Genomic DNA, 24,907 nt, shown 5'->3' with positions numbered 1-24,907 from the left:
AGCGGGGTCAGCCCTTTCGGCTGGCGCCCAGGAAGTACAGGCCGGTGGTCGCCGCGCCCGAGAAGCCGTCGAGCTTGGCGGGGTCGTACGCGGTGACGACCTTGGTGTGCAGGATCGGGTACAGCGCGGCCTCCTCGGCCACCATGTCCAGAGCCTGCTTCCACAGCGCCTTGCGGGCCGCTTCGTCGGAGGTCTGGGCCGCCTTGTCGAGCAGCTCGGTCATGGTCTTGCGGTCCGCGGCGTTCCACCGGTAACGCTGCCCCGGCCAGGTCTCGCCGTAGTAGAACCAGCGCATCAGCAGGTCGGTGTCGACGCCGAAGACACTGGGGTCTCCGGTGGCCATGAGCACCCGGAAGGTGTCCTTCGGAACGATGTCACCGTAGATCGCCGACGAGGGCACCGTGTTGAGGCTGGCGTTGACGCCGATCTTCTTCCACTGCTCGATGACCAGCGGGGCGACATCCTTCACCACGGAGTTGTCGGTGGTGTCGAGCTGGAACGACAGGTTCGAGACACCGGCCTCCTTGAGCAGGGCCTTGGCCTTGTCCAGGTTGTGGTCGTAGACCGTGGCGGCCTTCTGGTAGTCCTTGTTGCCCTCGTCCAGGTAGCTCGTCGCCGCGGTGCCGTAGCCGTTGAGCGCGGTCTTGATGACCGCGTCCGTGTCGATGGCGTAGTGCAGGGCCTGGCGCACCCGCTTGTCACTGAACGGCGCCGCCGACGAGTTGAACATGAGGAAGACCTGGTTGAAGGCCTGCTTCGCCTCGACGGTGTACTTGCCCTTGAGCGAGTCGACGTTCAGGTAGGGCACCGACTCGATGGCCTGGACCCGGCCGCCCTGCAGGTCGGACACCCGCGCCGACGCCTCAGAGGTGGTGTTCCACGTCATCGTGTCGACCTTGGCGGGACGGGACCCGCCGTAGTTCGGGTTCTTGCTCAGCTTGATGCCCGACTCCTTGGACGCGCTGTCCAATTTGAACGGGCCGGAGCCGATCGGTGCGGTGTCGAACGCCTTCGAGGCGGCCGCGTCGCCGGTCTTCGCCTTCGGAACGATCTTGATGACGGAGATCCGCTCGGCGAACAGCGCGAACGGGTACTTCAGCTTGAACTCGGCCGTCGTCGCGTCCTTGGCGGTGACCGAGTCGATGAACGACACGAACCCCTGCATCAGCGGCGGAGCCTTGGGGTCTGCCGGCTTCAGCACGCGCTCGAAGGACCAGGCGACGTCCTCGGCGGTGACCGGGGTGCCGTCGGAGAACTTCGCGCCGTCACGCACGGCCACCGAGTAGGAGAGCCCGTCGGCGCTGGCCACCGGGTCTTCCTTGGCCAGGGAACGGTAAGGTTCCCGGGTGACCGGGTCTAGATCGACAAGACCCTCGAAGATGTGCTGGTTGACCGCCGTCGCGACCGCCGACGAGGCGTTCGCGGGATCGAACCCGCTAGAGAGGGTGAACGCCAGGGTGGTCTCGATCGAGCTCTTCCCCCCGTTACCGCCCTCGACGGCGTTGGTCGAGGCCGGGCCGCCGCTGCACGCGGCCAGTCCGAGCGCGAGGGTTGCCGCGGTGGACGCGACGGCCAGCGAGCGGAGCCGGCGCGGGGGGAAGCGCCAACTCTCCGATGGCTTAATGGTGGTGCTCACGTAGCTGCCTCCATAGGCTCTTCATGCGCTCGCGTGACGCTCGCGCTGAGGGATTCGAAGATAATGGGGTCTGACGTCTGACATCTGATGCCGATAGGGTGAGCGTGTCAGATTCGTGAAGGAAGGGCAAGTGGCAGATGACGACCATTGACGCATCCCCGTTACGCGGTTCGGAGCGCCCAGGTCCCCGTCGGCAGGAGGTCGCGACCAAGATCAAGGAGTACATCCTGCGCAACCGCCTCAAGCCCGGCGACCTCCTTCCCACCGAGGCGGAGCTGTGCGAGGCGGTCGGTGCCAGTCGCTCCAGCGTGCGCGAGGCCGTCAAGATCCTCTCCGCTCTCGACATCGTCGAGGTGCGGCACGGTCACGGGACCTTCGTCGGCCGCATGTCCCTAGCCGCCCTCGTGGAGAGCCTGACCTTTCGCGGCCTCCTGAGCGGCGAGGAGGACCACCACGTGCTGGGGCAGGTCGTCGATGTCCGCCAGACCCTCGAGCAGGGGCTGTCGACCCAGGTCATCGCCGTCCTCGACGGCGAGCAGCGCACGGCCCTCTCCGCACTCGTCGACGAGATGGAGAACCTGGCCGCCCAGGGGAAGGACTTCCTCGATGTCGACAGGGCCTTCCACGTGAAATTGCTGGAACCCCTCGGCAACGACCTGATCCTCCAACTGACCGAGGCGTTCTGGCAGGTACAGGCCATCGTGGCCCCCACGCTGCGCACCGAGCCGGAGGACCGGGTGATCACCGCGCAGCGGCACCGGGCAATCGTGGACGCCGCCGCGGCCGGTGACGCGGCGGGCCTGCGCGCCGCCATCGCCGACCACTACGCGCCCATCCGGGCGAGCATCGCGCGCGTCGTACAGTCCTGAATCGCCACAATCACCAGCTACGGACTCCGCGAGAGGACTCGCGACCCACGCCATGTCGTCACGTGGCTGGGCCGGCATGACGGGTACGGGTGACACCCACTGGTTGCGCCGCTGACGGTCGAGCTGTTCGGAAAGTAGGACAGCGAGGCCGGCCAGCGGCCACGGTCGGTCACAGCGCCCGGCGGAGCCACTCCTCGACGCCGGCGACGTGCACAGTCGCCCAGGAACGCGCAAGATCGGCCTGCCCGACCGTGATCGCGTCGACAATCGCCTGGTGCTGCTCGCGGGTCCGGGTGACGGCGCCCTGTTGGGTGACGCCGCGCCAGATGCGGGCCCGGGTGGTGGGCCCCGAGAGCCCGTCGAGCAGCGAGCACAGCACCGTGTTTCCGGAGCCGACAGCGATCAGCCGGTGGAACTCCAGGTCGTTGGCGACCAGTGCCTCGACGTCGCTGGTGTCACCGAGGCTGTCGAGCACCACCTGGAGAGCGGCGATCTCCTCGGCACCCATGCGCTGAGCGGCCAACGCCGTGGCGGCGGGCTCGAGGATGCGCCGGACCTCAAGGAAGTCCAGCACGGTGTCGTCGAGGTGGAAGTCCACGACGAAGCTGAGCATGTCGAGCAGCAACTGTGGGGCAAGGCTGGTGACGTAGGTGCCGTCACCCTGGCGGACATCCAGGATGCGGATGATGGACAGCGCCTTCACCGCCTCGCGCAGCGAGTTGCGGGACAGACCGAGCCGCCGGGCCAGGTCCGCTTCCTTGGGCAGTCGATCGCCAGGGCCGAGCTCACCCGACGTGATCATCGTCTTGATCTTGCCGATCGCCTCGTCGGTGAGCGCCATCGTTGCCTCCGCAAATGTTCAGGGTAGTGCCGTTGCCGTGATCGCGAGCGTTACACCCCCAGCTGGTAGACGCGCGCGGCGGTGCCTCCGAAGATCGCCTGGGAGGCTGCGTCGGACAGCGGCGGCAAAACCTGGTGCAGCGCGGCCCGGACCCGGCCGTAGCTACCCGCGAGCAGGCACACCGGCCAGTCCGAGCCGAACATCAAGCGGTCCGGTCCGAATCGTACGATCGCCTCGCGGACGAACGGTCGCAGGTCGGCGGCGCGCCACGAGGCCCAGTCCGCCTCCGTCACCAGACCCGACACCTTGGCCGTGACGTTGGGCAGCCCGGCCAGCGCCGCGAACGGTCCGCACCACCGGTTGAATCCCTCCGCACCAGCCCAGATCTCCGGCTTACCGAGATGATCGAGAACGAAGCGGACGTGCGGCAGCGCCGCCGCGGTCCGGGCTGCGGCAGGCAACTGGTCCACCCGAACAACCAGGTCGAAGGCCAGCCCGGCCGTCGCAACGACACGCAGGCCACGGTGCACGTCCGGGCGGTCCAGGTAATCCGGGTCCGGCTCGGCCTGGATCTGAGCGCGGACGCCGACCACCCGTCCGCCGCCGGGGCGCCGGAGGTGCCTGGTGAGGCGGGCCTCCAACCCGGGGCCGGTCAGGTCCGCCCACAGCACCACACCGGCGATCTGCGGCGCCTCGGCCGCCCACCGGAGAAGGTCATCCGACTCCGTCTCGTCGCATCGCCCGCCCTCCACGAGAACGGAGCAGTCGACCTGGGCCGCGCGCAGTTGCGCCTGCCACTGGGCCACTGTGAACGGACGGCGGACCGACCGCATCCGATCGTCCTCGAGCCAGGCGTAAGCGGGCGGATCTTCCCAGAGGTGATGGTGCGCGTCGACGGTCAGCACCCGGGCGCCGCTGCAGGATGGCCGCCGATCACCAGCAGAGGCTTCACCGCACCTCCCGTACACATCGGATGTTTCCGAGGGTCATAGCTCCGACATCGGATGTCTAACAGGTGTCGAGCGCTCAGGCAATAGCTGCGGTGAGCTGTCCTTCCACTATCAGGGTTAGCGATCTTCCCCGCAGGGGACCTCGCCAGGCTTCTACGTTCGGACCATTGACAAAAATATACATCCCACGTTAACTCCCGTGGCATAGAGGAGGCCCTATGCCTGTCATCGGCGGTATCCGAACGATCCTGCGCGCCGCAGCCGCGGCCCTTCTCGTGGGAGCGTCCCTGACATCCGTATCCATCAGCTCCACTCCGGCCGAAGCCGCCGCCGACCCCGGGCTGGCGCTCTGGTACGACGAACCCGCCGCCAACTGGGAGAGCAACGCGCTGCCGCTGGGCAACGGCGCGCTCGGCGCCATGGTCTTCGGCGGCATCCAGACCGAGCGCCTGCAGCTCAACGAGAAGTCACTGTGGACGGGCGGACCCGGCACCACCGGATACAACCACGGCAACTGGACGTCACCCCGGCCCGGAGCCCTGGCAGGCGTGCAGGCCCAGATCGACCGGGACGGACGGATGGCGCCCGGCGCGGTCGCCACCGCGCTCGGCCAGCCGGCGACGGGATTCGGCTCGTACCAGAACCTCGCCGACATGTACCTCGACATGTCCGGCACGCCCGCCACTGTGAGCGGCTACCGGCGCGAGCTGGACCTCGCCGAGGCCACCGCCCGCGTCGGGTACTCCCACGACGGGGTGACCTACCAGCGCGAGTACTTCGCCAGTTACCCAGGCAACGTGATCGTCGCCCGACTGTCGGCCAGCCAGGCCGGGAAGGTCTCCTTCGTCCTGCGTCCCGTCTCGGCACAGCCTGGCAGCACCGTCACGGTGGCGAACGGCCGGATCACCGTGCGGGGCGCGCTGCCCGGCAACGGGCTGATCCACGAGACCCAGTACCGGGTGGTGACCACCGGCGGCACACGGACCGACGGCGCCGACCGGGTCACCGTCGCCGGCGCCGACTCGGCGTTCATCGTGCTGTCCGCCGCCACGTCGTACGCCGACACCTACCCCGCCTATCGCGGCGTGGATCCCCACGCGCAGGTCACCCAGGCGGTCGACGGTGCGGCGACCTCCACGTTCGCGGCGCTGCGCACAGCCCACCTGGCCGACTACAAGAAGCTCTTCGACCGCGTCCGGCTCAACGTGGGCGGGCAGATGCCGAACATCCCCACCGACGACCTGCGGTCGGCCTACACCGGTGCCGCCGGACGGGCCCAGGACCGCGCGCTGGAGTCGCTGTACTTCTCCTTCGGCCGGTACCTGCTCATCTCGTCCTCGCGCGGCGGCTCCCTGCCGGCCAACCTCCAGGGCATCTGGAACAACTCCAACAGCCCGCCCTGGCAGGCTGATTACCACACCAACGTCAACGTCCAGATGAACTACTGGCCGGCGGAGACCACGAACCTGTCCGAGACCGCCACGCCGCTGTTCGACTTCATCGACGCGCTGCGGGCGCCCGGCCAGGTCACCGCGCAGAACATCTACGGTACGACCGGCTGGGTCACCCACCTCAGCACCAACCCGTACGGCTTCACCGGCGTCCAGGACTGGGCCACCGCCTTCTGGTTCCCGGAGGCCGCCGCCTGGTTGTGCCAGCACCTCTACGAGCACTACCGCTTCACCCGCGACACGACGTTCCTGCGCGACCAGGCGTACCCGGCGATGAAGGAGGCCGCCGAGTTCTGGCGGGCCAACCTGCACGTCGATCCGCGTGACGGCAAGCTGGTCGTGTCGCCCAGCTACTCACCGGAGCAGGGTGACTTCTCGGCCGGCGCGTCGATGAGCGAGCAGATCGTGTGGGACCTGCTCACCAACACCATCGAGGCGAGCGCCACGCTCGGCGTCGACGCCACCCTGCGCGCGCAGTGGCAGACGACCGTGAACAAGCTCGACCCCGGCCTGCGGGTCGGCTCCTGGGGCCAGTTGCAGGAGTGGAAGGCGGACTGGGACAGCCCGACGAACGACCACCGACACGTCTCGCACCTGTACGCGCTGCACCCGGGTCGGCAGATATCGCCGCTGACCACCCCTGCCCTCGCCAACGCCGCCAGGGTCTCCCTCACGGCGCGAGGCGACGGCGGCACCGGCTGGAGCAAGGCCTGGAAGATCAATTTCTGGGCTCGGCTGCTCGACGGCGACCACGCCCACAAGATGCTCAGCGAACAGCTCAAGGGCAGCACGCTCGCCAACCTCTTCGACACCCACCCGCCATTCCAGATCGACGGCAACTTCGGTGCCACCGCCGGAATGGCAGAGATGCTGCTGCAGAGCCAGCAGGGCGTGGTCGACGTCCTGCCGGCCGTCCCGGTGGCGTGGCCGACCGGGTCGGTCAGCGGCCTCAAGGCGCGTGGCAACGTCACCGTGGACGCGGAGTGGCGTAACCGGCTGACCAGCCGGATCACGCTGACCGCCGGCAACAGCGGCAACCTGACGGTGCGTAACCCGATGCTGGCCACCGCACCGCTGGTCGACCTGACCACCAACCAGACCGTGGCGGTGACCCGGTCGGGCAACCAGGTCACCTTCGCCGCCGTGGCCGGCCACCGCTACCAGGCGGTGTCCACCACGGACGGCACGATCGCCGGGGTGGCCAGCGGACGCTGCGTCGACGTACCCGGAGCCGCCACCACCGACGGCACCGCCCTGATCCTCTGGGACTGCACCGGCGCCACCAACCAGATCTGGACCCGCCAAGCCGACAACACCATCCGCAACCGCGGAAAATGCCTCGCCCCCGCCGGCACCACCAACGGCACCCCCGCCACCATCACCACCTGCGGCACCGCCACCAACCAACGCTGGACCTACGACACCACCACCAAAACCCTGCGTAACCAGGCCACCGGCACCTGCCTCGACGCCAACGGCGGCGGCACCACCAACAACACCACCCTCATCCTCTGGCCCTGCACCACCGCCGCCAACCAGCAGTGGCTGATGTGACACCGGCCCCCGCCGCCGGCTGGCCGTGCCCGCAGGTCACCCCCACCCCCGCACCGCCCCTCCCTGACCCGTTCCCAGAGAGGACATCCCCATGACCCCCACCCTGCGCCGCCGCCGCGCGCACGCAAGCGGCGCCGCCCTGGCCACCCTGGCCCTGCTCGCCACCTGCCTGATCCAGCTCACCCAACCGGCGGCACCGGCCGCCGCGGCCCCGGGGGACGGCACGATCACGGGGGTGGCCAGCGGTCGCTGTGTCGACGTACCCGGAGCCGCCACCACCGACGGCACCGCCCTGATCCTCTGGGACTGCACCGGCGCCACCAACCAGATCTGGACCCGCCAAGCCGACAACACCATCCGCAACCGCGGAAAATGCCTCGCCCCCGCCGGCACCACCAACGGCACCCCCGCCACCATCACCACCTGCGGCACCGCCACCAACCAACGCTGGACCTACGACACCACCACCAAAACCCTGCGCAACCAGGCCACCGGCACCTGCCTCGACGCCAACGGCGGCGGCACCACCAACAACACCACCCTCATCCTCTGGCCCTGCACCACCGCCGCCAACCAGCAGTGGCGCGTCGCCGCCGTCGACTACCAACCACTGCTCGACGTTGGCTTCAGCGGCACGTTCACCTCCACCACCGGCTACACCCCCTCGACCGGGGAACTGGTCGACGGGCAGCTCACCCGACTGGCCGGCAGCGAGGCGATCGGCGGCTCGGCCGTCACGCTCACCGGCGGCGGAACCGGCATCGGGTTCTCCCCACGGGTCCCGGTGACGAGCGCTAAATACGTCAACAAGAGCCTGCTGGCCGAGGCGCTGGTGCGCCGCCAGAGCGGTGCCACCATCACCTTCGACACGGTGCTCAGCCTCGCGGGCGGCGGCTACTACCGCTACGCCAGCGGCTCGCAGAACACGACCGAGTTCGGCATGTACGGGCCGGACGCGCCGTACCACGACACCAGGCAGAGCGGGCCCAACCTGTCCGACACGCAGGACACACACGTGGCACTGGCCTACGAGTACGTCAGCGACTCCGCAGCCCGTCTCGTCGCGTACGTCAACGGCTGCCAGGTCGGCACCACCGTCACCACGCCGGTCGCCGCGGCCAACGCCTCGCAGGGTCTGCTGACCTTCGGCAACGATGCCGGCACGAGGAACCGCGGCTGGCACGGCACGCTGGACGCGATCGCACTCGCCTCGATGACCGGCGCCGCCAGCCCGGCCGACTTCCAACTCGACGCTCCGGTCTGCGGTGGCACACCGCCGCCGGCTGGCTGCGCGGGCAACCCCGGCACCAGCGGCCCGGTCACCCCGGCCAACGTCATCGCCGTCGACCCCTGCGACACCCTCGACCGGATCCGGCAGAAGGCCGCCCAGGTCGTTCCCACCACGGGCCAGGTGGCCTGGCAGCAGCGTGAGCTGACCGCGTTCCTGCACTACGGCATGAACACCTTCACCGGCGCCGAGTGGGGCAGCGGCAACGAGGACCCGGCTCAGTTCAACCCCACCACGGTCAACCCGACACAGTGGATCGACGTGCTCAAGCGCAACGGCTTCAAGCAGGTCATCCTGACCGTGAAGCACCACGACGGGTTCCTGCTCTACCCGTCGCGGTACAGCGCTCACTCGGTGCGCACCAGCCCCTGGTGGGGCCGCACGAGCCAGAGCGACATCCTGCGCGCCACCGTCGACGCCGCCCGCGCCGCCGGTCTCGCCGTGGGCTTCTACCTCTCCCCCGCCGACGGCGCGGAGATCCCGGGCCGGCGCGGCGGCGACCGCTTCGGCAACGGCAGCGCCAAACGGTCGGTGACCATCCCGACGCTCGTCGCCGGGGACACCCGCAACCCGACGCAGACGTACGCGTACAACGCCGACGACTACAACGCCTACTTCCTCAACCAGCTCTACGAGTTGCTCACCGAGTACGGGCCGATGGCCGAGGTGTGGTTCGACGGCGCCAATCCGTACACCGCGTACCCCCAGCCGTACCAGGTCGGTGACTGGTACCGCCTGATCCGGACCCTGCAACCCAACGCCACGATCGCGATCAACGGCCCGGACGTGCGGTGGATCGGCTCGGAGTCCGGGGCGTTCCGCGCCGACGAGTGGAGCACGCTGCCGTTCAAGGGCGCCGATCCGGGTGCGCTGAACCGCGACGACGACCTGCTGGGTGGCGCCGCGTCGAGCGACCTGGGTTCCAGCGCGCTGATCGGACGCAACCTGGGCACGATCACGTACCTGTCGTGGTATCCGGCTGAGGCGGACGTGTCGATCCGGCCCGGCTGGTTCTGGCGCGCAGACCAGAACGGCTCGGTCAAGCAGCCGGACGCCCTCCTGCGGCTCTACGAGAACGCGGTGGGCCGCAACGCCAACCTGCTGCTCAACGTCCCGCCGAATCAGGCCGGTGTGATCGACGCAGCCGACGTGACCGCCCTCGACGGGTTCGGCACCGCCCAGCGCGGCCGATACGCCCGGGAGCTGTTCGCCAAGTCCGGTGCCACCGGCACCCACGCCGCCCTCACCGACACGGCCCTGGGCACGTACTGGTCGCCTACCGGCGACACCACCACCGGCACGGTCGACCTGACCGCCTGCCGGGCACGCACGTTCGACCGGGTCCTGCTTCAGGAGTCGGTCGGCAACGGCCAACGCATCGAAGCGTTCGCCGTGGACGCCTGGGTCAACGGCGCCTGGCAGCAGGTGGCTGCCGCCGGAACGGTCGGATACAAGCGGATCGTGCCGCTGTCCGCCGCCGTGACCAGCGACCGGCTGCGGCTGCGCATCACTGCCGCGCGCGGTGTCCCGCAGGTCGCGACGCTCACCGCGTACGCGACCGACAGCAGCGCCAACCCGGCGTCCTGCTGATTTCCCGGCCCTTTCCCCGATGGGAGCGTTTCATGCGTCTTCGACGTATCAGCATCGCCGGAGCGGTGGGGGTGCTCGCCGCCGCACTGTTGACCGTGCCGGCCACGCCGGCCTCGGCCGTACCGGGTGACCTGCAGGTGATCCCGGCGCTGAAGCAGTGGACGGCGGGCACCGGCAGTTACACCTTCGGCACCGCGACCCGCATCGTGGTCGATCCGGCGTACACCGCCCAACTCAACGACGACGCCGCCACCTTCGCCGCGGACCTGCGGGACCTGACCGGCCGCACCGTCCCGGTCACCACCGGAACCGCCGCCACCGGTGACATCCGGCTGACCCTGGGCGGCAGCCAACCCGCCGAGGGCTACACCATGACGGTCGGGTCGAGCATCGCCATCCAGGGCTCGACCGACGCCGGCGCCTTCTACGGCACCCGGACGGTGCTGCAACTGCTCAAGCAGTCCAGCACGGTGCCCGCCGGCACGACCACCGACGCCCCGACCAAGTCCGAACGCGGCATGATGGTCGACGTTGGTCGCAAGTACTTCACCGTCGACTGGCTCCGTCGGCACGTCAAGGAGCTCGCCTACCTGAAGATGAACCGGTTGCACCTGCACCTGTCCGACACGTTCGGATTCCGGCTGGAGAGCACCACCCACCCGGAGGTGGTGTCGGAGCAGTACTACACCAAACAGCAGATCCGCGACCTCATCGCCCTGGCGGCCCAGTACCACATCGAAGTCATTCCCGAGATCGACATGCCCGGCCACATGAACACCATCCTGGCCGCCCACCCGGACCTGCAACTCGCGGACACCAGCGGCAATCGCAACCCCTACTACCTCGACCTGTCGAAGCCGGGCGCCTACACCCTCACCCGCGACCTCATCACCGAGTTCCTGCCATTGTTCCCCGGCCGGTACTGGCACATCGGCGCGGACGAGTACGTCGGCAACTACGCCGCCTACCCGCAACTGCTGACGTACGCCCGCGCGACCTACGGGGCGAACGCCATCGCGAAGGACGCCTACTACGGCTTCATCAACTGGGCCAACGACATCGTCCGCGCCGGCGGCAAGACCACCCGCATGTGGAACGACGGCATCGGCACCGACGGCACCATCCGGCCGGCATCCAACATCCACGTCGAGGTCTGGTACAACTACGGCATCACCCCGCAGGCTCTGCTGGACCGCGGGCACACCATCTCCAACCAGGCGTGGGACCCCACCTACTACGTCCCCGCCATCAGCAAGCCGAACGTGACGTGGGCCTACGAGACCTGGACCCCGGACCGGTTCCAGGGCAACACCACCGTTGGCGACACGTCCCGCAACCTGGGCACGGTGCTGCACATCTGGTGTGACTACCCGGACGCGGAGACCGAGGACCAGATCGCGGCGGGCATCCGGACCATCCTGCGCGTGGTCGCCCAGCAGACCTGGGGTTCGCCGAAGCCGGTCGCCGCGTACACCGCCTTCAGCACGATCATCGACCGGATCGGCCGGGCTCCCGGCGGCCCGGCGGTGGCGACCGGCAACCTGGCGACCAACCGGCCGGTGACCGCGTCGTCGACCGAGACGGCCAACTTCCCGGCCTCGGCGGCCGTGGACGGCGACATCAGCACCCGCTGGTCCTCGGCCTACACCGACCCGAGCTGGATCCAGGTCGACCTCGGCAGCAGCCAGGAGTTGTCCCGCGTGGCACTGCGTTGGGAGGCCGCCTACGCCCGCGCGTACCAGATCCAGACCTCCACCAACGGCACCACCTGGACCACCGCCGTGACCGTCACCGCCGGTGACGGCGGCACCGACGAGCACATCCTCAACACCACCGCCCGGTACGTGCGCATGCAGGGCACCCAACGAGCCACCACCTTCGGCTACTCGCTCTGGGAGTTCGAGGTCTACGGGCCGAAGAAGGGCGCCATCACCGGCACCGCCAGTGGCCGCTGCGTCGACGTCCCCGGCAGCAACACCACCGACGGCACGGCGGTCAACCTCTGGGACTGCAACAGCGGCGGCAACCAGACGTGGACCCACCGCAACGACGGCACCCTCACCGCCCTGGGCAAGTGCCTGGAGCCGGCGAACGGAAGCCTCACCGACGGCACCGCGATCGTGATCCGTGCCTGTTCCACCGCCACGTACCAGCGCTGGACCTACGACACGGCCACCAGCAGCTACCGCACCGGTGGCAAATGCCTCGACGCCAACGGCGGCGCGACCGCCAACGGCACTCGCCTCATCCTCTGGCCCTGCACCAACGGCGCCAACCAGCGCTGGAGCACCCCCACCGCCTGAACCACCGATGGAGGCACGATGCAGCACCCCATGCCCCTGCCAACCTCGTCGACAGCACGGCCGCGGCGGCTCGTCGTGCCTACCATCGTTCTGGCTCTGGTCGCCGGTGCCGTCGCCACGGTCGGGGGCCATCCGGCCCCGGCCGGGGCGGCGGTCCCGGCGGATCCGACCTACACCGACGCCTCCGGACTGGTCTTTCCCGGCGTCCAACCGGGCGCGGCGACGGCGTCGCTGTCCGGCGGCAGCTTCACCCTGGCCAACGCGGCGCTGTCGACCACGTGGAGCGTGCTCGGCAGTACGGTGTCGCTGACCCGGTTCGACAACCGGGCCGCGAACGTCACCGTGCCGATGAGCCTCCGAGGGCTCTTCACCCTCACCCTGGCCGACGGCAGCACCATCACGACAGCCAACACGACGGTCTCCGCCGCCCCCGTGGTCAGCGACCTGCCGGCGAACGCGGCATCGGCACGGCTGGCGGAACGCTTCGCCGGCAAGGCGGTCACCACCACCTTCCGGTACGGAAGCGGCGCGCGGACGCTCGACGTGCAGTGGCAGGTACGGCTGCGCGGCGGGGCCAACTCCGTGCAGCACAGCTTCACGGTGCGTTCGGTGGCCGGCACGTTCGACGTGACGTCCCTGCGCCTGGTGGAGCTCGGCCTGGCGAACGCACGGGTGCTCGGTAGCGATGACGGCAGCCCGGTGGTGCACGGCACGGCCGGCAGCGAGACGGTGTTCGTCGGCATCGAGAACCCGATGGCGAAGGCGACCGTGAACGGGTCCACCATCGACATCGCGGTGCCGCGCGTCGGGGACCTCACGGCCGGCGCCTCGTGGGTGTACACGGCCTCCACCGGTGTCTCGCCGGCGGGGCAGCTACGCCGCTCGTTCCAGTACTACCTGCAACGCGAACGGGCTCACGACCGCCGGACGTTCCTGCACTACCAGAGCTGGCTGGACCTCAAACCCCCCGGCGAGGTGATCAACAGCGCGGAGCTGACCCGGGCCGTCAACCTGTTCGGCACCCAGCTGAAGAACCGCGGCGCAACGATCGACAGCTTCTGGGTCGACGACGGCTGGGACTACCTGCGTTCGCCACAGGTCAACGAGACGAATCTGAACGTGTGGTCGTTCGACCCGACCCAGTTCCCCACCGGCTTCGCGCCGCAGAAGGCCGCCGCCGCGCAGTACGGCGCGTCGATGTCGGTGTGGATGTCACCGTTCGGCGGGTACGGCACCAGCGCCGCCACCCGCAGTGCCATCAACGCGAGCAAGCCGGCCGACCAGCGGCTGGAGACCCACAGCGGCGGCCAGTTCAAGCTCGGCGGCAGCCGCTACTACGACCGGTTCCGGTCGGTCGCCTTCGACATGATGGACAACCAGGGGGTACGCGGTTTCAAGCTCGACGGCATCGGCGGCGGGCTCTACCAGTCCGGACCGAACGCCAACTACATCGCCGACTACGAGGCCCTACTCGGGTTGACCACCGACCTGCGGGCGCACCAGAAGGACGTGTTCGTCAACGCGACCGTCGGCACCTGGGGCTCGCCGTACTGGCTCTGGTACACCGACTCCATCTGGCGCGACGGGCACGACGCGTCACTGGTGGGTGCGGGCAGCGCGCAGCAGCGCTACGTCAACTACCGCGACTCGGAGACGTTCCGCAACGCCGCCGTGCAGAACCCGCTGTTCCCGATTCCGAGCCTGATGAACCACGGGATCATCTTCTCCGACCGCACACCGCAGTTCACCGCCGACTACGACCTGACCAAGCCCAGCGTCCAGGCCGAGGTCTCGCAGGACATCCGCGCCTACTTCGCGCTCGGTCTGAGCCTGCAGGAGCTGTACGTGCGCAACACGCTCGTCGACGCGAGCCGGCCGGGCGCGGCCTGGTTCTGGGACACCGTGGCGGCCAACGCCAAATGGGCCCGCGCCAACCAGGGGTTGCTCAGCGACGTGCACTGGGTCGGCGGTGACCCGGCCGCGGGCGCCGTCTACGGCACGGCCGCCTGGAACTCCTCGGCGGGCTCGTCCAAGGGCATGCTGATGCTGCGCAACCCGTCGGCGGCCGCGCAGACCATCACGGTCAACCCGCAGACGGTCTTCGAACTGCCCGCCGGGACCCACCAGCGGTACAAGTTCACCGAGCGCGACGGGCGCCGCGCCAGCTTCGTGTCGGGTCCGGCGGCACCGGTGACCATCACGCTGGCGCCGTTCGAGGTGGCCGTCTTCCAGGCCGCGCCGACCGACGAGGCGATCGGCGGCGGAAGCGGCACTCTGCTGCCCCGCAGCGGCTGGACCGCGACGGCGGACAGCGTCGAGACCGTCGGCGAGAACGGCGTCGCCGCCAACGCCATCGACGGCAATCCCGCAACCATCTGGCACACCCGCTACGTCGGCGGTGTCGCCGCCATGCCGCACCAGGTCAGCATCGACCTCGGCGGCACCTTCCGCATCGACAGACTCGACTACCTCCCCCGCCAGGACGGCGGCACCAACGGCACCATCGCCGACTACCAGATACAGACCAGTACCGACGGCACCACCTGGACACAGATCGCCGCCGGCACCTTCGGCTCCGGCAGCACCCTGAAGTCGGCCGTGTTCGCGCCCACCACGGCCCGGCACGTACGCCTGCGCACCACCCGCGCCGCGAACGGAGCCGGGTACGCCTCCGCCGCCGAGATCAACCTGTACGGATCGACGGCCTGACCGAGCTCTGCCGTCACGGGGCGCACCAGTGTCGCCCCGGGACGGCAGCACCTCCCGCCTCACCGGGCGAGGACGGAGGCGAGGACAGCTACGCCGCCCGCCACCACCAGCGTGCTGCCAGCGGCCAGCAGAGCGGCGCCCTCCGGGTGGCCGGGCCCGGTGGGCTGCTCAACGGTGCGATACCGACGTCGGGCCAGTGCGGCCACCGAGACGGCGAGTGGAGCGCAGGCCAGCACGAGCCCCGCCGCCAACGGATGATGCGGCACCAACTCCCGACCGACGGTAACCAGCACGGCGGCCGTCGCCAGCGCCGTACGCAGCCACGCGAGCAGAGTGCGTTCGGCCTGCGCTCCCCGGTCGGCGAGTCGCGGTGGATCCATCAGATGAGCACCACCACGGCGATCGTCATGCCGGCCGCGATCACCCCCACCGCCGACACGACCGCGACGGGCGTGGACGGCAGCGGCAACTGCAGCCGCAGCGCCCGCTCGTTGCGGATCCAGCGGGGGAACGCCTCGGCGGCCACCCCGACGGCGAGCACCGCCAGCACGACCGCCGTCCACTGCGAGCCGTCCGTACCGAATGCCTTGACCGCGGCGGCGGCCACCATGAGACCCAGAGCGGTCCGCAGCCACGCGAGGAACGTACGTTCGTTGGCGAGGGTGAACCGCGGGTCCGGCTCGGTGCCCACCCCGTAGACCCGGCGCGGCCAGCGGCGGTCGGCTGGTCCCTCCGTCCGCTCGCTCCGGCTGGCTGACTCGTCCGTCACCCGTGGACCGGCGCCGAGGGCTGCCACGGGGCGTCGCCGCACTCCTGCTGGACGCGGGCGAGTTCCTCGACGAGCGCCGCCCGGATCTGCGCGTACGCCGGGTCGTCGTAGACGCTGCGCATCTCCCACGGGTCGGCCCGCAGGTCGAACAGCTCCCACTCCGGCTCCTGCGCCGTGGCGGAGGTGCCGGGCAGGCCCAGCCCGTCGGCGTAGTAGAAGACCAGCTTGTGGTCGTGGGTGCGTACGCCGTAGTGCGCCCACACGTGGTGCTCGTCGTCGTCGTGCTCCCAGTAGCGGTAGTACACCGACTGCCGCCAGTCGTCGACGTCCTCGCCCCGCAGGAGCGGTCGCAGTGAGCGCCCCTGCATCCGGGAGTCGGCCGGCACGTCGGCGTAGTCGAGGAACGTCTGAGCGAAGTCGACGTTCATGGCGAGCGCTCCGGTGGTGGAGCCGGCCGGGATCTCCGCCGGGTAGCGGATGAGGAACGGCATCCGCAGTGATTCCTCGTACATGAACCGCTTGTCGTACCAGCCGTGGTCACCCAGGAAGAAGCCCTGGTCGGACGTGTAGACAACGATGGTGTCGTCGGTCAGCCCGTGCTCGTCGAGATAGTCGAGCAGGCGCCCGACGTTGTCGTCGACGCTGGCGACGCAGCGCAGGTAGTCCTTGATGTAGCGCTGGTAGGTCCAGAGTGCGGCCTCGTCGGGATCCAGGTGCGGCGGCAGCATCTCCTTGATGTCGTTGGCGGTCAGGTCCCGGTCCACCCGCATCCGGGCGGCTCGGGTGGCAGCGGCGTGCCCGGAGTGGTCGTCGTCGAACGAGCCTGGCACCGCTACGTCATCGACGTACATGTCGCGGTGTTTCTCATCGGGTTCCCAGTTGCGGTGCGGCGCCTTGTGGTGGACCAACAGGCAGAAGGGTCGCTGCGGGTCGCGCTGGTCGAGCCAGTCGACGGCCAGGTCGGTGATGATGTTGGTGCAGTAGCCCGGGCGGACCTGCTCGGTGCCGTCCATTCCGATGAAGACGGGATCGCGGTAGCGGCCCTGGCCGGGCACGACCTCCCAGTAGTCGAAACCGCGGGGGTCGTGCTCGCGGCCGTGCCCGAGGTGCCACTTGCCGACCAGGGCCGTCTGGTAGCCCGCGCGGCGCAGCAGTTCCGGGAAGACGAGCTGCTGGTTGTCGAACTCGGTCGACAACGTCTGCACGCCGTTGACGTGGTTGTAGGTGCCGGTGAGGATGGTGGCCCGGCTGGGCGCGCACAGCGAGTTGGTGCAGAAGCAGTTCTCCAACAGGGCACCGCCGGCCGCAAGGCGGTCGATGTGCGGCGTCTCGTTGATCTTGCTTCCGTAGGCGCCCACCGCGTGCGCGGCGTGGTCGTCGGCCATGATGAAGACGATGTTGGGCCGCACGTGCTGATCCTCTCTCACGCGACCCGGCTCAGGACGCGTACGCGGCGGCGTCGTAGTAGGTGCTCGGGTCGACCGCGTTCGGCAGCTTGCCGAGGTCCTTGAAGAGGCCGTTGAGGCTGGTGAGCCAGCCCGCGACGGTGCCGTCCTGGGACTTGGCGGCGAGTTCCGCCGACGGCAGGAACCGGGCGTTGGTGGCTTCGGCGCGCAGTTGGTCGATCGGGGCCGACTTGAGGAACTTCGCGGTGACCTCGGCCGCCCGGTCCACGTCGGCCGCCCGCTCGTCGTTGGCGGCACGCAGCACCGCGAGCACCTTCTTGACCAGTTCCGGCTTGCCGGTCACCACGTCGTTGCGCCCGACATAGGCCGACGGGAAGCTGATGGCCGGGTAGAAGTCGTCATTCTTGGCCAGCTCCGTCAGGTTCGGCACCCGCTTCTTGATCGTGCCGATCAGCGGGTACCAGATGCCGGCCGCGTCGATCTGGCCCGACCCGAACGCGGTGACCACCGTGCTCGGGTCCATCGTGACCTTCTGGACGTCGTCGATGGAGAGCCCGGCGCGTTGCAGGGCGAGCCGCACGATCATGTCGCCGGAGGTGCCTTCCGGCACGCCTACCTTCTTGCCCTTGAGCGCGGCGATGGAGGTGATGCCCGGCTGTGCGATGAGCCGGTCGGCGAAACCGAGCGAGTTGATGGCGATGACCCGGGCCTTGCCGGAGGCCGGCAGCCACATCGCGCCCGGACCCAGGTAGCCGAAGTCGAGGTCGCCGGCGCCGAGCGCCTGCACCTGCAGGGGCCCGTTGGTGAAGACCTTCAGGTCCGGCTTGAGACCGTGCTGGGCCCACAGCTTCTTGTCGTCGGCGATCGCCATGAGGCTCGAACCGGTGAAGTCGGCGATGTACCCGAGCTTCACCGGTTCGCTGGCGGAGCCGCCAGCTCCGGGCTGGTCGTCGTCGCCGCAGGCGGCGAGGGCTGCGGCGGTGCCGAGGCCGGCGAGGCCGGCCAGCACGGCGCGACGGGAGAGAGGGCTCATTGTGATGCACCTTCCTGAGGGGTCTGGTGGTAGACGGCGCGCCAGACCCGATTACGGATCCGGGAGAATTCCGGTGAGAGGCGGACGGCTTCGGTACGCGGGTACGGCAGGTCGACGTCGATGACCTCGTGCACCCGGCCTGGCCTGGCAGCCATGACGACGACCCGGTTCGCGAGGTAGACGGCCTCGTCGACGTCGTGGGTGATGAACATGACGGTCCGTCGCTCGGAGCCCCAGGTGGCCAGCAGCTGATCCTGCATCTGCACCCGGGTGAGGGCGTCGAGGGCGCCGAAGGGTTCGTCCATGAGGAGGACGCCGGGGTCGACGGCGTACGCGCGGGCGATGGCGCACCGCTGCCGCATGCCGCCGGACAGCATCCGGGGCAGCGCGTCCGCGAAGTCGGTGAGGCCCACGAGGTCGATGAAGTGCTGCGCCCGTCGTCGCCGCTCGGCCCGCCCGACCTTGGCGATCCGGAGACCGAACTCGACGTTCTGGCGCACGGTCAGCCAGGGGAACAGGGCGTACTGCTGAAAGATGACGCCGCGTTCCGGGCCGGGCCCACGCACCGGCCGCGAGTCGACGAGCACCTCACCGCCGGTGGGTTCGATCAGGCCGGCCGCGATGTTCAGCAGCGTCGACTTGCCGCACCCGGACGGGCCGACCACGGTGACGAACTCGCGGTCGGCGATGTCCAGGTCGACGTTCTGCAGCGCGTGGAACGGTGTGCCGCCCACGTCGAACGTGCGGGCGGTGGAGCGGAAGGAGATCTTCTCGGTCATCGGCGTTCCTGCCATCCGGTGAGGCGCTTCTCCGCGGCGAGCAGGAGCCGATCCATGATCAGGCCGAGCACGCCGATGGTGATCAGGCCGACGAAGATGCTCGGCAGGTCGTAGTAGATCTGCGCCTGCTGCATGCGGTAGCCGAGGCCCTCCTGCGCCGCGATCAGCTCGGCGGCCACCAGGGTCGCCCAGGCCGCCCCGAGGCCGACGCGCATGCCGACCAGGATGAACGGGGTGGAGGCGGGGACGATGACCCGGCGGAACACCACGGCGTCGTTGGCACCGAGCACCCGGGCAGCGTTGATCATGGTGGCGTCGACGCTCACCACGCCCTGGAATGTCGACACGACGCAGGAGAGGAACGCGGCGAGGAAGATGACGAAGATCTTCGGGGTCTCGCCGATGCCCATGAGCAGAATGGCCAGCGGGATGACGGCCAGGGGCGGGATCGTCCGGAAGAACTGCACGTAGGGCTCGATCAGGCCGCGGGCCGTGCGGTACCAGCCCATGAGGAAGCCGACCGGCACCGCGAGGGCGCTGCCGAGCGCGAATCCGATGAGCACCCGGCGCAGGCTGGCGAGGCTGTCGTCGAGCAGGGTGCCGTCCATCGCGAGTTCACCGGCACGGACGGCGACCGCCTGCGGCCCGGGAAGGCCCGACACCCCGACCCGGGCGAGCACGGTCCAGATGCCGAGGCCGAGCACGACGGCGATCACGTTCCACACCAGCAGCGGCACGGCGCGGCGTGGCGGCGACGCCACGCGGGTGGTTTCCGGCCTGCGGGTGGGGGGCGGTTCAACGTCTATCGGCACGGAGGTCCTCCGTAGACCAGGTCGGACATGGGGGTGCCCCTTTCCCGGCAGGCGGCTCAAGGTAAGCGAATCCTTGGCGACACGATGAATCCTGTCAACCCTTCGGACTAAAATGACCGAGCTGAGCGCGCCGTCGCGACTTTGTAAGACGTCGGATGTCTGGCATCCACAGCCTAGGGCGGCAACGTGACGGCGACAACGCCCCACCGCGTCTCCCGATTAATGTGTGAGCCATTGACTAAATTGATGGGCGTGGACAGACTGCGGCGTATCGAGCCACCCCAGCCGCCCGGCGACCCGGGCGACGGACGAAGGAGTCCCATGTCGATTCCGCGCTCCCGCCCCGCCACCCGACCGAGACGTCGGCTGATCGCGGCGCACGTCGCCGTGGTGATCACAACGACCCTCGTCGCGCCGGTCACCTCCGGCACGCCGACCGTGGCCGCCGCCGCGCCGGTGAACCTGGCCCGGACCGGCACCGCCACCGCGTCGAGCGTCGAACTCGACCGAGCCGACTTCGTGGCCGCGCACGTCAACGACGGTGACCGCAACACCCGGTGGTCGTCGAAGTACCAGGACGACAACTGGGTGCAGGTACGGCTGGCGTCCCCCTCGACGGTCGACCACGTCGTACTGACCTGGCCCAACGCGTGCGCCCGCGACTTCACCCTGCAGACCTCTGCCAACGGCACCACCTGGACCGACGTCACCCGCCTCCAGCGCGACACCTGCCCCCGCACGGACGTCATCGCGGTGAACTCGTCGCAGCCGGTGTCCCACGTGCGGATGCAGGGGCACCAGCGGTGGGCGGGTTACGGCTACTCGATCTCCGAATTCGAGATCTGGAACGACACGGCACCGGCACCCGCGCCCTCGCTGGGCCTGCTGCCCAAACCGGTGTCGATCACGGAAAACGGCGGCACGCCGTACACCCTGGCCCGGAACACGCCCATCGTCGCGGTCGGGTCGCAGGCGACCGCGCCCGCGACCTACCTCGCCGGCCTGCTACGCCCGGCCACCGGGTACGCCCTGCCGGTGGTCACCCAGAGCACCGCGCCCGCGCCCATCGTCGTCGAGGTCGGTGCCGGCAAGGGGCCCGTCGGGCAGGCCGCCGAGGGTTACCGGCTCGTCGTCACCACCGCGAAGGTCCAGATCAGCGCCGACACGGCCAACGGCGCACTCAACGGTGTGCAGACGCTGCGGCAACTCCTCCCCCAGTGGGTGGAGTCCGACACCGTCGTCAGCGCCACGTGGACGGTGCCGACGGTGACCATCTCCGACTACCCACGCTTCGCCCACCGCGGGATGATGCTCGACGTCGCCCGCAGCTTCTACCCGATGAACGAGATCAAGGCGTACATCGACGGCGCGGCCCAATACAAGATCAATCGTCTGCACCTGCACCTGACCGACGACCAGGGCTGGCGGATCGCCGTCGACAACCCGGCGAGCAACCCGGCAGGCATCGACTACGGCCTGCTCACCGCGGTCAGCGGCCGCACCGCCATGACCTACAACGACAACGGCCAGCTGATGGGCACCGAGCTGGGTGTCACCGGCTTCTACACCAAGGCCGACTACGCCGAGATCGTGCGCTACGCCGGCCTGAACGGCATGACCGTCGTACCGGAGATCGACATGCCGGGGCACACCAACGCGGCGCTGCACGCCATCCCGCAGCTGAACACGACCGGCGCCCAGCCGAAGCCGGCCGCCGGGCAGCAGACCGCCCCGGCCAACGGCACCGGCAACGTCGGCTACTCGACGTTCGACTCCACCAGCACGGCGACGTACGAGTTCGTCACGCAGGTCCTGACCCAGATCGCCGCCATGACCCCGGGGCCCTACCTGCACATCGGCGCCGACGAGGCCCACGTCACCAGCCACGCGAACTACACCACGATGGTGAACGCCTTCAGCGCGACGGTCGCCTCGCTCGGGAAGACCGTGGTCGGCTGGAACGAATATGCCGGCACGACGCTGCCACCGAACAAGGCCGTCGTGCAGTACTGGAACGGCGACCGCACCGCGGTGGCCAACGCCGTGACCGGCCGCGGCGCCCAGGTCATCCTCTCCCCCGCCCCCCACACGTACGTGCCGCAGAAACAGGACTCCCGCCAGCCGCTCGGCGGCAGCTGGGCCTGCGGCGGGCCGTGCGGGCTGGACCGGCACTACAACTGGGACCCGGGCACCTTCATCCCGAACATCGCCGAGACCAGCGTGCTCGGAGTCGAATCGGCACTCTGGGGCGAGTTCATCCGCCGCGTCAGCCAGGCGCAGTACTACAGCTTTCCGCGCCTCATCGCCACCGCCGAGGTGGGCTGGACGCCGCAGGCGCAGCGCAGCTACGCCGACTTCACCACGCGCCTGTCGGTGGCCGGCGGTCGGTTGACGGTCCAGGGCGTCAACTTCTTCCCCACCGCCGACGTGGCGTGGCGCAAGCAGGCGATCGGCCGGCCGGCCACCGTGGCCGTCGGCGCACCGGTCGGCGCCGCCTGGACGGTCACCGCCCCCGGGCTCGGCTCCACCGACCTGGTCGCCACGGTCACCTGGAGTGACGGCCGGGTGGAGTCGTTGACGCCGACCGCCACGCGCGAGCCGAGCATTCCGGCCATGCAGATCAACAGCGCGTTCACCGTGGTGTCCCGACGCACGTTCGGCACGACGGGAACGTACACCGGGACGCTGTCGGTGCGCTCGGCCGGACTGGCCCCCGTCCAGGCGGCGCTGACCGTCACCGTCCGGGCCGCCTGACCGCCGGCCGCCGCCGTCACCTCGCCCGGTGACGGCGGCGGCCACCACGCCCGTACGCTGCCGGAACGAATCGCGAAAGCAGGTATCGGTCATGATGGTGCCGTGATCGAACGCCCGGATGCCATGCAACGCGTGCGGCTCGCGCACACCGAGGCCCTGCTGGCCCAGCTCCGCAGCGCCGGCCCGCTCAGCCGGGCCGACCTCATCCGGCTGACCGGGCTGTCGCGCACCACGCTGTTCGACATCATCGGCGACCTCATCGCCCGCGGTGTGGTCGTCGAACGCGAGCCGGCGCTGTCCGGCCACCGGGGCCGGGGACGGCCGTCCACGACCGTCAGCCTCAACCCGTCCGCCGGCCGCATCGTCGGCATCGACCTCGGGCGCGCGACGATCACCGTCATCGTCGCCACCCTGGGCCACGACATCCTGGCCCGGGGCAGCCGCCCCGTCACGCTGACGGCGGGGCCGGCCCGGCGCGCCAACGCGGCGATCAAGCTGATCGACGATCTCGTGCAGGAGCACGACATCGACCTGCGCGCGTTGGAGGCCATTGGTCTCGGCCTGCCCGGCCTGGTGGCCGGTCGGGGTCGTCCGGCCGGTGGCAGCAGCCCTTCGGTGGCCGCGAAGCAGGTCAGCACCCGAATCCAGGACCGGTACGGCGTCGTCGTCGTCACCGACAACAACTCCCGGCTGGCCGCGCTGGCCGAAGGCACCTGGGGAGCGACCCGTGACGTGCGGGACGCCATCTACGTCCGGTGGAGCGACGGCGTGGGCGGCGGGCTCATCGTCGACGGCCGGCTCGCCCGGGGCGCGAACGGCGCGGCCGGCGAGATCGGCCACGTCAGCGTCGAGCCCGACGGCGATCCCTGCCCGTGTGGTGGCCGTGGCTGCCTGGAGCTGCTGATCCGTCCGTCGGCGCTGATCGAGCAGTGCGCCCGCCGTGGTGTGACGGTCGCGGACCCGGCCGATCTGGCCGCGCGGGCACGTGCCGGCGAGCCGATCGTCGAGCACGTGGTGCGGCACGCCGCGTTGCTGCTCGGCCGGGTCCTGTCAGGAATGGTGGTCCAGTTGGACCCGGGCAAGGTCGCCATCGGCGGCACCCTCGCCCATGCCGGCGAAGCGGTGCTCGAACCGGTCCGGGCGGCGATCGGCCAGCTGGCAATCCCCGGACACACGCGCCGCCTGGACGTCGTGACGGCCCAGTTCGGCGACGAGGGTGGTGCCCTGGGCGCCGTCGCGGCGGCCCTGCGGCTCAACATGTCCGAACCCCTGCCGGCCCTGCCCACGGCGTAGGACCAGCACCCACGGCGCGCCTTCCGGCTACGGTGCCGCGGGAAGGAGCATGAGCAGGCGCTCGACCACCCCGGTCACCGCGTCCCGGCCCGCTGCGAGGTACCGGCGCGGGTCGCGGGATTCCGGCAGGGCGCCACGGACCGCGTCGGTGAACGCCACGTTGAGGGCCGTACCGACGTTGATCTTCACCATGCCACGACCGACCGCGGCGCGGATCTGCTCCAGCGGCACGCCGGAGGAACCGTGCAGGACCAGGGGCACGGGTACGGCGTCGCGGATCGCCGCCACCAGGTCGAGATCCAGCGAGGCGGTTCGGTCGGCCATCGCGTGGGAGCTGCCCACCGCGACGGCCAGGGCGTCGACGCCAGTCTCGGCCACGTACCGGGCGGCCTCGGACGGGTCGGTGCGGACGCCGGCGGTGTGCGCGCTCGCCGGAGCGTCCGGCTTACCGCCGACGTAGCCGAGTTCCGCCTCCACCCACAGCTGGTGGTCGTGCGCCCAGTCGGTCGCCTTACGAGTGGTGGCCACGTTGGCGGCGTACGCCAGCGCGGACGCGTCGACCATCACGGAGCTGAAGCCGGCGTCGGGGGCCTGCTCCAGCAGGCTGATGTCGTCGACGTGGTCCAGGTGCAGCGACAGGGCCGCGCTGGACGTCCAGGCGACCTCGGCCGTCGCCGCGGCGATGGCCGACAGGCCCGAGTGGTAACGCGCCGCGTTCTGGCTGATCTGCAGGATCGCGGGCCGGCCGGCACGCTCCGCCGCGGCGGCGATCGCCTGGGCGTACTCGATCGTGATGACGTTGAACGCGAGCACGCCGGTGCCGGCGGCACGGGCCGCCGCCACCAGGTCGGCGGTGGGAACGAGGGGCAT

At 69.9% G+C, this 24,907-nt stretch carries 17 protein-coding genes; 7 read left to right on the top strand and 10 right to left on the bottom strand.

The genetic code is table 11. The features are described 5' to 3' along the window. Positions 1 to 7: 7 nt before the first annotated feature. Positions 8 to 1,636 carry an ABC transporter substrate-binding protein gene (locus PCA76_RS08890; RefSeq protein ID WP_272616577.1) on the bottom strand — a complete coding sequence of 543 codons (1,629 nt, stop codon included), beginning with the start codon at positions 1,634 to 1,636 and terminating at the stop codon, positions 8 to 10. Positions 1,637 to 1,773: 137 nt separating this feature from the next. Between PCA76_RS08890 and PCA76_RS08885 the strand changes: the two genes are divergently transcribed. Further along, entirely contained in the window at positions 1,774 to 2,505 is a 732-nt protein-coding gene (locus tag PCA76_RS08885; protein ID WP_272616576.1) for a FadR/GntR family transcriptional regulator, read from the top strand. Between the two features lie 169 nt (positions 2,506 to 2,674). On the opposite strand, the gene PCA76_RS08880 is transcribed toward PCA76_RS08885, so the two are convergent. Next, positions 2,675 to 3,346 (bottom strand): FadR/GntR family transcriptional regulator, encoded by a 672-nt coding sequence (locus PCA76_RS08880; RefSeq protein WP_272616575.1) that lies wholly within the window; start codon positions 3,344 to 3,346, stop codon positions 2,675 to 2,677. Positions 3,347 to 3,396: 50 nt separating this feature from the next. Then, positions 3,397 to 4,251: an amidohydrolase family protein gene (locus tag PCA76_RS08875; protein WP_272616574.1), complete on the bottom strand. Its 855-nt coding sequence runs from the start codon at positions 4,249 to 4,251 to the stop codon at positions 3,397 to 3,399. A gap of 263 nt (positions 4,252 to 4,514) precedes the next feature. On the opposite strand from PCA76_RS08875, the gene PCA76_RS08870 reads away from it, so the two are divergent. The 4 genes from PCA76_RS08870 (at position 4,515) to PCA76_RS08855 (ending at position 15,191) form a co-directional block, all read left to right on the top strand. After that, on the top strand, positions 4,515 to 7,301 hold the full coding sequence (locus PCA76_RS08870; RefSeq protein WP_272616573.1) for a glycosyl hydrolase family 95 catalytic domain-containing protein: 2,787 nt from the start codon (positions 4,515 to 4,517) through the stop codon (positions 7,299 to 7,301). Between the two features lie 91 nt (positions 7,302 to 7,392). Continuing rightward, entirely contained in the window at positions 7,393 to 10,179 is a 2,787-nt protein-coding gene (locus tag PCA76_RS08865) for an alpha-L-fucosidase (protein WP_272616572.1), read from the top strand. Positions 10,180 to 10,211: 32 nt separating this feature from the next. Continuing rightward, positions 10,212 to 12,482 (top strand): family 20 glycosylhydrolase, encoded by a 2,271-nt coding sequence (locus tag PCA76_RS08860; RefSeq protein ID WP_272616571.1) that lies wholly within the window; start codon positions 10,212 to 10,214, stop codon positions 12,480 to 12,482. A 75-nt stretch (positions 12,483 to 12,557) separates the two neighbouring features. Continuing rightward, positions 12,558 to 15,191 (top strand): discoidin domain-containing protein, encoded by a 2,634-nt coding sequence (locus PCA76_RS08855; RefSeq protein WP_272616570.1) that lies wholly within the window; start codon positions 12,558 to 12,560, stop codon positions 15,189 to 15,191. A 59-nt stretch (positions 15,192 to 15,250) separates the two neighbouring features. On the opposite strand, the gene PCA76_RS08850 is transcribed toward PCA76_RS08855, so the two are convergent. From PCA76_RS08850 to PCA76_RS08825, 6 genes are read right to left on the bottom strand one after another with little or no spacing between them, the layout of a single operon-like run. Continuing rightward, complete coding sequence (locus PCA76_RS08850; protein ID WP_272616569.1) at positions 15,251 to 15,571, bottom strand: DUF202 domain-containing protein; 321 nt, start codon at positions 15,569 to 15,571, stop codon at positions 15,251 to 15,253. Then, on the bottom strand, positions 15,571 to 15,960 hold the full coding sequence (locus PCA76_RS08845) for a YidH family protein (RefSeq protein ID WP_272616568.1): 390 nt from the start codon (positions 15,958 to 15,960) through the stop codon (positions 15,571 to 15,573). Before PCA76_RS08845 ends, PCA76_RS08850 begins: the two co-directional genes overlap by 1 nt. Beyond that, complete coding sequence (locus PCA76_RS08840) at positions 15,957 to 17,369, bottom strand: sulfatase family protein (protein ID WP_272616567.1); 1,413 nt, start codon at positions 17,367 to 17,369, stop codon at positions 15,957 to 15,959. The genes PCA76_RS08845 and PCA76_RS08840 overlap by 4 nt, the downstream gene beginning before the upstream one ends. 28 nt (positions 17,370 to 17,397) lie before the next feature. Continuing rightward, a complete protein-coding gene (locus PCA76_RS08835; protein ID WP_272616566.1) occupies positions 17,398 to 18,399 on the bottom strand; it encodes an aliphatic sulfonate ABC transporter substrate-binding protein in 1,002 nt (333 codons plus the stop codon). Further along, a complete protein-coding gene (locus tag PCA76_RS08830; RefSeq protein ID WP_272616565.1) occupies positions 18,396 to 19,178 on the bottom strand; it encodes an ABC transporter ATP-binding protein in 783 nt (260 codons plus the stop codon). Before PCA76_RS08830 ends, PCA76_RS08835 begins: the two co-directional genes overlap by 4 nt. Further along, positions 19,175 to 19,939, bottom strand: a complete 765-nt coding sequence (locus PCA76_RS08825; RefSeq protein WP_272616564.1) for an ABC transporter permease — start codon at positions 19,937 to 19,939, stop codon at positions 19,175 to 19,177. Before PCA76_RS08825 ends, PCA76_RS08830 begins: the two co-directional genes overlap by 4 nt. A 372-nt stretch (positions 19,940 to 20,311) precedes the next feature. Here PCA76_RS08825 and PCA76_RS08820 point away from each other — a divergent pair, with 372 nt between their 5' ends. Next, positions 20,312 to 22,744 (top strand): family 20 glycosylhydrolase, encoded by a 2,433-nt coding sequence (locus PCA76_RS08820; protein ID WP_272616563.1) that lies wholly within the window; start codon positions 20,312 to 20,314, stop codon positions 22,742 to 22,744. Between the two features lie 102 nt (positions 22,745 to 22,846). Beyond that, a complete protein-coding gene (locus PCA76_RS08815) occupies positions 22,847 to 24,037 on the top strand; it encodes an ROK family transcriptional regulator (protein WP_272616562.1) in 1,191 nt (396 codons plus the stop codon). 27 nt (positions 24,038 to 24,064) lie between these two features. On the opposite strand, the gene PCA76_RS08810 is transcribed toward PCA76_RS08815, so the two are convergent. Then, the gene (locus tag PCA76_RS08810) at positions 24,065 to 24,907 is read right to left on the bottom strand and encodes a class II fructose-bisphosphate aldolase (protein ID WP_272616561.1); all 843 of its coding nucleotides are present in this window, start codon (positions 24,905 to 24,907) and stop codon (positions 24,065 to 24,067) included.

The organism is Micromonospora sp. LH3U1 (genome assembly GCF_028475105.1).
Taxonomy (GTDB): domain Bacteria; phylum Actinomycetota; class Actinomycetes; order Mycobacteriales; family Micromonosporaceae; genus Micromonospora.
The sequence above is the reverse complement of the archived record's forward strand: the minus strand, read 5'-3'. Positions and strand labels throughout refer to the sequence as shown.

Excerpts from the sequence above, each read along its gene's own strand:
- PCA76_RS08860 (WP_272616571.1), top strand. The coding sequence starts at position 10,212 with ATGCGTCTTCGACGTATCAGCATCGCCGGAGCGGTGGGGGTGCTCGCC.
- PCA76_RS08870 (WP_272616573.1), top strand. The coding sequence starts at position 4,515 with ATGCCTGTCATCGGCGGTATCCGAACGATCCTGCGCGCCGCAGCCGCG.
- PCA76_RS08885 (WP_272616576.1), top strand. The coding sequence starts at position 1,774 with ATGACGACCATTGACGCATCCCCGTTACGCGGTTCGGAGCGCCCAGGT.
- PCA76_RS08835 (WP_272616566.1), bottom strand. The coding sequence starts at position 18,399 with ATGAGCCCTCTCTCCCGTCGCGCCGTGCTGGCCGGCCTCGCCGGCCTC.
- PCA76_RS08820 (WP_272616563.1), top strand. The coding sequence starts at position 20,312 with ATGTCGATTCCGCGCTCCCGCCCCGCCACCCGACCGAGACGTCGGCTG.
- PCA76_RS08880 (WP_272616575.1), bottom strand. The coding sequence starts at position 3,346 with ATGGCGCTCACCGACGAGGCGATCGGCAAGATCAAGACGATGATCACG.
- PCA76_RS08850 (WP_272616569.1), bottom strand. The coding sequence starts at position 15,571 with ATGGATCCACCGCGACTCGCCGACCGGGGAGCGCAGGCCGAACGCACT.
- PCA76_RS08865 (WP_272616572.1), top strand. The coding sequence starts at position 7,393 with ATGACCCCCACCCTGCGCCGCCGCCGCGCGCACGCAAGCGGCGCCGCC.
- PCA76_RS08830 (WP_272616565.1), bottom strand. The coding sequence starts at position 19,178 with ATGACCGAGAAGATCTCCTTCCGCTCCACCGCCCGCACGTTCGACGTG.
- PCA76_RS08810 (WP_272616561.1), bottom strand. The coding sequence starts at position 24,907 with ATGCCCCTCGTTCCCACCGCCGACCTGGTGGCGGCGGCCCGTGCCGCC.